The sequence below is a fragment of the Psychrobacter sp. 4Bb genome (genome assembly GCF_002836735.1).
GTDB lineage: Bacteria > Pseudomonadota > Gammaproteobacteria > Pseudomonadales > Moraxellaceae > Psychrobacter.
This window is the reverse complement of record NZ_PJAS01000053.1, coordinates 84629-93535: the sequence shown is the minus strand read 5'-3', so window position 1 is coordinate 93535 and position 8907 is coordinate 84629. Positions and strand designations below refer to the sequence as shown.

The 8907-nt window shown below is 43.1% G+C and carries 7 protein-coding genes; 6 read left to right on the top strand and 1 reads right to left on the bottom strand.

Annotation, left to right across the window (positions count from 1 at the left end; genetic code table 11):
* Window positions 1–235 precede the first annotated feature (235 nt).
* Window positions 236–1465: a CNNM domain-containing protein gene (locus CXF60_RS04525; protein ID WP_228153252.1), complete on the bottom strand. Its 1230-nt coding sequence runs from the start codon at window positions 1463–1465 to the stop codon at window positions 236–238.
* A 625-nt stretch (window positions 1466–2090) separates the two neighbouring features.
* On the opposite strand from CXF60_RS04525, the gene yajC reads away from it, so the two are divergent.
* From yajC to CXF60_RS04495, 6 genes are all read left to right on the top strand, one after another.
* Window positions 2091–2420, top strand: a complete 330-nt coding sequence (gene yajC / locus CXF60_RS04520; RefSeq protein ID WP_057759529.1) for a preprotein translocase subunit YajC — start codon at window positions 2091–2093, stop codon at window positions 2418–2420.
* Between the two features lie 392 nt (window positions 2421–2812).
* Complete coding sequence (gene secD / locus CXF60_RS04515) at window positions 2813–4690, top strand: protein translocase subunit SecD (protein ID WP_102090978.1); 1878 nt, start codon at window positions 2813–2815, stop codon at window positions 4688–4690.
* Window positions 4691–4699: 9 nt separating this feature from the next.
* Window positions 4700–5962, top strand: a complete 1263-nt coding sequence (gene secF, locus CXF60_RS04510; protein ID WP_102090977.1) for a protein translocase subunit SecF — start codon at window positions 4700–4702, stop codon at window positions 5960–5962.
* 231 nt (window positions 5963–6193) lie between these two features.
* Window positions 6194–7600, top strand: coding sequence for an MATE family efflux transporter (locus CXF60_RS04505; RefSeq protein ID WP_102090976.1), 1407 nt, complete (start codon window positions 6194–6196; stop codon window positions 7598–7600).
* Window positions 7601–7710: 110 nt separating this feature from the next.
* Complete coding sequence (locus CXF60_RS04500) at window positions 7711–8442, top strand: AzlC family ABC transporter permease (RefSeq protein ID WP_416376865.1); 732 nt, start codon at window positions 7711–7713, stop codon at window positions 8440–8442.
* Window positions 8432–8791 (top strand): AzlD domain-containing protein, encoded by a 360-nt coding sequence (locus CXF60_RS04495; RefSeq protein ID WP_102090974.1) that lies wholly within the window; start codon window positions 8432–8434, stop codon window positions 8789–8791. Before CXF60_RS04500 ends, CXF60_RS04495 begins: the two co-directional genes overlap by 11 nt.
* Window positions 8792–8907: the final 116 nt, after the last annotated feature.

Here is an 8907-nt window from a genome sequence, read left to right as displayed (position 1 = left end):
TGTGACACCCTGTGTAATTATTGCGAATAAAAACCCAAGCTATCAAATCAAATGTTCTTAACACTTTATGCTATAAATCCTAGCTTAAACGGTTAGATGCTTTGCAGCTCTAGTTTGATAGTCAGCCCATAATGAGCTGACCATTTTTAAACCACCAATCTTTAGAACCGTCAACACTTATGGTTAAGCTATCAACGCTAGAGTGTGGCTTCATGAAGGCATAGTTAGGGCTTCGTTAAGACTTAGGTTCGTTATTACTATCTTCATACTGCTCATCATCGCTGAGCTTCATGCCCAAACGCTCTACCCGTCTATCCATCATCTGGCGAGCCAAGGCCTGCATGTCTTCGACGCGGTCTATCTCATCGACAATCTCAAGACCTAACAATGTCTCAAATACATCTTCTAACGTGACAAGTCCTTTAACTTCACCATATTCACCGACTGTAATCGCAATATGAATACGGTTTTTTAGCATCAATTCTAACAAGTCAAACAGCTTCATTTTAGAGAAAACAAAGGTGATGTCGCGCTGAAATTGCGTCAACGGCTTGTGCATAGCATGGTTAACTTTAGCCAGTAGCATGTCGGTTTTTAGGACAAAACCTGTAATGTTATCCAAATCACCATCATAGATTGGCAAGCGAGAAAACGTCAGCTTTGGACGATCAACCAATAGCTCAGCGACGGTCTTATTCTCTTCGAATGCGAGCATCACCGAGCGCGGTGTCATGATATCTTCGACTTTAATAGCGCCAAACGCGAGCAAGTTACGAATGATACGCGACTCTAGTGGGTCAATTTGTCCTGACTCTTCACCGATACTAGCAAGAGCAGCAAACTCACGGCGGCTAAATGTTTGCGGCTCTTTACCGCGTACTAATAGTTTCGTCAGACGCTCTGAGAACCAGATTAATGGATACAAGAGCATGATGATGCCGCGAACGAAGTAAGCAACCAGACCACTTAGTTGACGCCAGTAAACTGTACCCAAAGTTTTTGGGATAATCTCAGACAAGAATAAGATAGCAAGCGTCATAAGGGCAGAAAACAGACCAAACCACGCACTACCAAAGACGATCGTAGCCTGTGCACCCGCACCGATAGAGCCAAGTGTATGGGCAACGGTATTTAACGTTAAAATAGCGGCTAGTGACTGGTCAATATTGTCCACTTTCAGGCTTTTAAGCATTTCTGCTTTTTTGGGACTGGTTTCTTGCACATCCGCAATAAACGATGGCGTCATGCTTAGCAAAACAGACTCTGCTAATGAACAGACGAAAGAGACACCAATAGCAAGTAAGACAAAAAATATCAACAGAGAAACGCTAAGCGCAGTTGGTGCTGCCGCCTCGCTAGATGTTGATACAGCACCAGCTGCCCACACTGCCTGCGGTAGCATAAGAATTGCTAATGCAGATAGTGCTGAAAAAGAAGTATAACCAAATCGAGAACTAGTAGTCATTCTCGGGGGAGGTTCTGCAGATGCGTCTTTACGATGAGCGCGCGGACGACATAAACGAGGTACAAACATAAAAGTGGTGAACAAGTTAGGTAACCTAAAAAGAGAAAAAGGAAGATAATGTCATGAGTAATTTATATCGATTTTCAGATTACTATTAATAAAGCAATAGAATGAATCTGTCTATTGTATAAATAGTTACTCAAAGCTGATTTAGCTGATTTAATCGCTATTTCAAAGCCATACTATGCTTCAATAAGCCGTAATATGGTTCAAGATATAGCATACTAAATACAGGCAATCATTGCCATTTGATAGTAGCATTGATGATACCATTTCACAATAAGTCACCATTTTTAAGTTTTTGTTTTTTGATGACTTTTATTACCCTACTATTAACGGTTGTATGACGACATCTTTACTAGCCAATTCATGACAGCTATTTAGCCTGAGGCTTTATATGGATTATCTGAATATAGTAAAATCATTGTTGTCCTATTCGTTGGCTGATAGTATGCCTTGCGCTAAGAAAAACACACTCAGCCTATGATTAACAGTTACCAAGTCTGGGATTTTTTGTTACTATGCGTCTAATTTTATTATTGTCTATGACTTACTGAGAGATATTATGAGCTTATTTATTCAAGCTGCCCATGCTGCGCCAGAGACTGCAGGTGCTGCAGGTCTATTCGGTCAGATTTTACTGCCTGTTGCGTTTTTTGCGATTTTTTACTTCTTGGTCATTCGCCCGCAGTCTAAGCGTACCAAAGAGCACCGTGCCATGGTTAACGCATTGACCGTGGGTAGTGAAATCATTTTTGCTGGTGGCTTAATGGGTCGTATCAAAGCAATCGAAGGCGACTATGCCGTTGTGAGCCTAAACAACAATACTGACGTGAAAGTACAACGTGCTTCTGTTATTTCAGTATTGCCTGCTGGCACGATTGAAAGCGTCTAATGAGAATGTTCACTATTTTTTATTAGTGAAAATTTATTAGTGAACATTCAATAGTCGTCACATTAACGAATGTAATGACTAAAAAATGACCGTATATGATTTACGGTCATTTTTCGCTATTAACACAGTAAGGTAAAATTGCTATATAAATTAGGCTTACTGTTTAGATGTCCTATCTTTATCCAAGTCAGCCATATGATTTTTGGTGACCAGATAAACAGACATCTGTATTATTTGCTTTACTGTTTTATGCGTTACTATCATCGCGGATGATCGCAATGGTGCATGATGACGGCTGCTGAACATAGCACTCGACCGTTGCTATCGCTAACTTCCCATCTGCTAACTTGTGGCCTACGTCGCCAGTCGTTTATCAACTTAAAGAAGTGATTATGCAATATCCCGCTTGGAAATACTTACTAATTGCCGTCGTGCTACTCGTTGCCGGTCTATATGCTGCCCCCAACCTTTATCCTGACGAACCTGCTGTGCAGATTACGAGCGCAGCCGCAGGAACTCAGCTATCTGAAGGCATCTTAACCGAGTCTCAAAGCTTACTCGAAGAGGCAGGTCTAGATAACCACGATGGTACGTTTGAGGGCAACAGCGCGCTGGTACGCCTCAACAATCCAGTCGATCAGCTAAAAGCGCAAGAAGTGCTACGTCAAAACTTGGGCGAAGACTATGTCGTTGCCCTTAACCTAGCACAGACTACCCCGCAGTGGCTACGCGATACTGGTGCAAGACCGATGAAGCTTGGTCTCGATTTGCGTGGTGGTGTACGCTTTGTACTCGAAGTCGATATGGACAAGGCGCTTGAACAGCGTTTGACCAGTGCCAGTCGCGATATGCGACGTGAGCTACGTGCTGAGCGAGTAGCAATCAAAGGTATCAAAACCGAAGATCGCGGCGTAGTATTGCATTTTGCTGATACTGATACTCGTAACCGTGCCCAAAATGTATTGCAAGGCTCGATGAGCAATACGTTTAACTTGCAGTCTTCTATTGATGATCAAGGTCCTGCATTGGTCTTATCGTATAACGATGCGACACTTGACGAAATCAATAGCTACGCGGTCAATCAGAACTTAACGACTCTACGTAACCGTATTGCTGAGCTGGGTGTTACCGAAGCTTTGGTACAGTCGCAAGGCGCTAGCCGTATCGTCGTTGAGCTACCTGGTGTACAAGATACTGCTGAAGCGAAACGTGTACTTGGTCGTACTGCAAACCTTGAGTTCCGTATGGTGGCAGAAGATGCCGATACCTATACTGGTGGCATACCTCCAGCGGGCACAGAAGCATTCCCATTCGAAACACTTGATGGTCCTCCTGTACTGTTAGATCGTCAAGCGATCGTCACCGGGGACAAAGTAACCAATGCACAAACTGGCTTGGATGAAAGTGGTCTACCTGAAGTAAGTATTACCTTGGACAGTGCTGGCGGCAAGCTCATGCAGAACGCCACTCGTACAGCGGTTGGTCAACAGATGGCTGTATTGTTCATTGAAAACAAACAAAGAATCACTTACGAAGAAGATCCAGCCACTGGTGAGACGACTGAAGTACGCACACCTTACGCTGAAACCAAAGTCATCAACCGCGCTAATATTCAAGCGGTACTGGGTTCATCATTCCGTATTACGGGTCTAGATAGTAGTGCTGAAGCAGCTGAGCTTGCGCTATTGCTACGTTCAGGCGCACTTGCTGCACCGATGTACTTCGTAGAAGAGCGCACTATTGGTCCATCACTCGGTCAAGAAAACATTGATAAAGGATTGTTCTCTACGCAGGTCGGCTATCTATTAGTCTTCGCGTTTATGATTATCTTCTATCGCCTGTTTGGGGTGATTGCCAACGTTGCGCTAGCCGTGAACGTTATTATTATCATTGCGATTATGTCAATTTTGGGTTCATCACTTACCCTACCTGGTATCGCAGGTATCGTTTTGACCATCGGTATGGCAGTTGATGCCAACGTACTGATTTTTGAGCGAATACGAGAAGAGATTGCCAACGGTGTACGGCCAAAATCAGCCATCGTGGCAGGTTTTGATCGCGCATTTAGCAGTATTTTTGATGCCAACATTACAACCTTATTGGTCGCGTTTATCCTATTTGCGATTGGTACTGGTCCGATTAAAGGCTTTGCGATTACGCTAGCTATTGGTATTGTCAGCTCGCTATTCACTGCAATTTTGGTGACACGTGCACTAGTACAAATTGCTTATGGTAAGCGTAAATCCATCAAAAGTCTGAGCATCGGTTAGGAGAATATTATGGCGATTGATAATAACAACCCTTTAGAACAGCAGAATAATCCTGATCGAAATGGCTCAAACGGTGACACGACCAATGCAAGTACGCGTCGCCGTAACAAACCGCGTCGTGATGGTAAAGGTAGCAATACTAAAACCAATAACCCTACTACCGCAAAGTCAGGCAAAAGCTCTAGTCGTCGCGGTGGTAAAGGTAAAAATGCCAAAGACAATCAAGCACTATCTACCGCTGTTGATTCTGACGTAATATCAGGTGACGCCGCTGATGATGCCGCAGCTGTCGCTGAAGGTGGCATCAAGGCAGTTGGTAACCAGCGTATTATTCCATTTATGAAGATAGAAAAGCCGATGGCATTACTATCTTTATTTATGGTGATCGGTAGTATCATTGCTATCGCGGTAAACGGACTGAACTTAGGTCTTGATTTTACTGGTGGTGTCTCTGCTGATGTGCGCTATGAGCAGCCTGTTGAGCAAGTTGCTGTTGTACAAGCACTAGCAGACAATGGCTTTGATGATGCAGTTGTACAATACCTAGGTACTCGTGAAGAGCTACTCGTACGTCTACCACCTCAGTCTGATAACGTCGATGGGCTAAGTGCAAATCTGACGCAAGCATTGGCCCTACCTAGCAACACCGCTACAATTAGCAACGTGAATATCATCGGTAGCCAAGTTGGTAATGAGGTTTATTTAAACTCCGTCATGGCATTGGTGTTAGCACTGGTATGTATGCTTGGCTATGTTGCCCTACGATTCCAGTTCAAATTGTCTCTAGGTGCCGTACTATCACTATTCCATGATGCTGTCGTAACCATCGGTGTATTTGCACTATTCGGCTTTCCGTTTGATTTGACGGTATTGGCTGCGGTATTGGCATTGATTGGTTATTCATTGAACGATACCATCGTTGTCTATGACCGTATTCGTGAAAACTTCCGCCGTGTTCGCGGAATTACGCCTGAACAGACGATTGATTTATCGTTGACCGAGACGCTACGCCGTACGATTATGACCATTTCAACTGTTTTGTTGGTCGTACTAGCCATGCTCTTCTTGGGCGGTGATGGACTATACTGGTTCTCAGTAGCTCTGTTTATTGGTTTACTTGCGGGTACTTACTCATCGACTTATATCGCCAGCTCAATTCCGCTGCGCATGGGTCTGTCGCGTGATGACTTTATCGTAAAAGTAAAACCAGAGTTTGAAGAAGAAATCGTTACTTTCAACGATCCAAAAATGTTTGAGCAAGACAACGTTTAGTAAGGTATATTAGATGGATTAATACGTTGAAATAGCGTGGTATCACACTCTATATAATTACTGATTATACAGCTACAACGTTTAAATAAGAGCACCTGACTCATGAATAATGAGTCTAGGTGCTTTTGTCTTTATAGCTATTTTGTCTCTTATATTAAATGTACTGCCTTACAATTTTATTATCATTTAACGAATACACCTCTTTATCGTTCACGTATAAACGAGTTACCCATGTCAGCTAATTCCGCAACTTCTCAAGCGATACCACCTATTGACACAAGCTATAAGCGTATTGTCGCGATTGCATTGCCTGTGCTACTCGCCAATTTGGCTATGCCATTGCAGAGCGTGATTGATACGGCCATTGTAGGCAATATGAATGACACGGCGAAACTTGCTGGCATGGGTCTAGCCATACAGCTGCTGTCGCTATTGCTTGTTAGTTTTAACTTTTTGCAGTATGCATCATCTGGACTTGCTGCGCAGGCATTGGGACAACTCGCGAATAATACTAGCAATACATCAGCTGTATCAGTGCCCACGCCTTTACTGTCTATCTTGCAACGCGCGTTACTATTGGCGTTTGTTATCGGAGCAATATTGCTACTGGCAAAGCCATGGCTGATTGATTTTGGCTTACAAGCACTATCAGCCAATCCTGAAAGTGGACGCGCAGCAAAAACCTACTTAGACGTACGCTTTTGGGGCGTGATCGCAGAACTGATGAACTTTGCATTTATTGGTTGGTTTGCAGGACAAGGTAAGACCCGTTATATGCTTTATCAGCAAGGCTTTATTGCCGTACTTAATATCGTACTGACTCTGTTTTTTGTATTTGCAATGCAGATGGGATTGGCTGGTGTCGCACTAGGAACCACTATCGCATTTTGGTTTGGGATAATGATGGCAGTATGGTTGAGCCGCCAACATTTAAAAGTATCGTGGTCTGTATTGTTCAAAGCGGATCGACAATATTTTACGAAAGAAAAAATGCTTAGGCTATTTTCTTTAAACAAAGATATCTTTGTACGTACCCTTATCTTAACGCTAAGCTTTGCTTGGATTACTCGACTATCGGCCCAAAGCGGTGACGTTATACTGGCTGCTAATGCTATTTTATTGCAAGTATTAAGCATATCTGCCTTCGCTTTAGATGGCGTCGCTGTGTCTGCTGAAACGTTAAGTGGACAAGCTGCAGGACGACGTGATTGGCCACGGTTTCGTATTATCGTCAAACGTACAGGCGTGGTTAGTTATGGCCTTGCTATCGTGTTAAGCGCCATTTGGTGGCTTGCAATGCCTACGTATTTGGGATTCATGACCAATATTGAGTCAGTGTTTGCCCTCGCCTATGACTACCATTTATATGCTGTATTATTGCCTCTTGTCGGTGTTGGTGCCTATTGGCTGGATGGGATATTTTTCGGTTTGACGGCTGGTAGCGTGATCCGTAATGCGGCGCTGATACTGGCTGCTATTTTCTTTCCGTTGAGTTGGCTGCTCTATCAACAATGGGATATGACAGGTATTTGGCTTAGCGTGTGGTGCCTACTGCTATTGAGATTAATTATCTTGGGCGGGTTTTTGTTTCGTGCTCATCAATCACGCAGTTATGAAAACCTACAACCAGAGCAATAGCTATTTTTTATCACTCATCACGTGAGCTGGGTGATTGTTATGAAGTTCATTATTGATATTTACCTATCAATAATGAAGTTGACCAAAGTAAGAAAAATTTAGGATACGATGTGACTACTCATTCAAACGAACTCAGTCATCAACGAGCGCACACTCACGACTGGGCCGAAGGATTTAAGAAAAGCTTACCCGTTGCGATGGGATATCTACCTGCAGGTATTGCCTTTGGTGTACTGGCACAAGTTGCTGGCGTCCCTATATGGGCAACGATTATGCTCAGCATTGTGCTCTATGCTGGAGCGGCTCAATATGCTTGTTTGCCAATGCTCAGCGCTGGCCTACCGATCGGTAATATCGCCACCAATATCGCCGCCATTAATTTACGCCACGTGTTTTATGGTATGCCGTTATTGCAATATCTACCAAAACATAAACTGGCAAAAACGTATTGCTTATTTGCCCTGACTGACGAGACTTTTTCAGTCATGACCAGTTTGCCAAACGAGACACGACAAAAACTCATACTCCCTATTAGCTTATTTAACCAAAGCTGGTGGGTGCTTGCGAGTACCATTGGTGTGATGATTGGAAGTACGCTTAGTGACTTAATTCCACATTTGGATTTTGCCTTGGTTTGTCTGTTTGCGATTTTGGCATATGAACAATTCCAAAGTATCAAGCGTTATTTTCCTATTGGCATCGCTGTGATTGGCTTGATTGTCGCTTCTTTATTCACTAGCGATTGGTTATTATTGGTGGCTATCACTATCTGTATGCTGATGATTTTAGTACGTGGATTTTGGATGCAGCGTCATGAAATAGGAGAATCTCATGACCAGTAGTTATCTTATTTTTGCCACGCTTGCCATGGCAGCAGTGACCTTTATCACTCGTGCATTGCCAGCACTGATACCTAGAAAGCTGCTCGATACACCTTGGCTACATCGGTTAAATGAGAGTTTGCCATTATCAGTGATGGTGCTGCTAATTTTGACTAGCCTGTCCTATCAAGACGTATCGACGACTGTTACTTTGAATGACACCGAGTTGCATCTATTAATGGCTCAAATCGGCGCACTTATTTTGGTATTGTTTATCTATCATATCAGCCGCCAGCTCTTGGTTAGCATGGTCGTTGGTATTGCTGCAATCAATGGCTTTGTCTGGATATTTACCAACTTTTTGACCTGACAGCAGTCTATCTTATACCAACATTCAGTATTGATTTTACTTGTATTTTGGGCACAAAAAAGCTGGATTCTTAATAGAATCCAGCTTTTTATTTTCAAGCGATATATTTATTGCTA

Bases quoted from the DNA above. Each gene is read 5' to 3' on its own strand.
- CXF60_RS04525 (WP_228153252.1), bottom strand. From the start codon at position 1,465: ATGACTACTAGTTCTCGATTTGGTTATACTTCTTTTTCAGCACTATCT.
- yajC (WP_057759529.1), top strand. From the start codon at position 2,091: ATGAGCTTATTTATTCAAGCTGCCCATGCTGCGCCAGAGACTGCAGGT.
- secD (WP_102090978.1), top strand. From the start codon at position 2,813: ATGCAATATCCCGCTTGGAAATACTTACTAATTGCCGTCGTGCTACTC.
- secF (WP_102090977.1), top strand. From the start codon at position 4,700: ATGGCGATTGATAATAACAACCCTTTAGAACAGCAGAATAATCCTGAT.
- CXF60_RS04505 (WP_102090976.1), top strand. From the start codon at position 6,194: ATGTCAGCTAATTCCGCAACTTCTCAAGCGATACCACCTATTGACACA.
- CXF60_RS04495 (WP_102090974.1), top strand. From the start codon at position 8,432: ATGACCAGTAGTTATCTTATTTTTGCCACGCTTGCCATGGCAGCAGTG.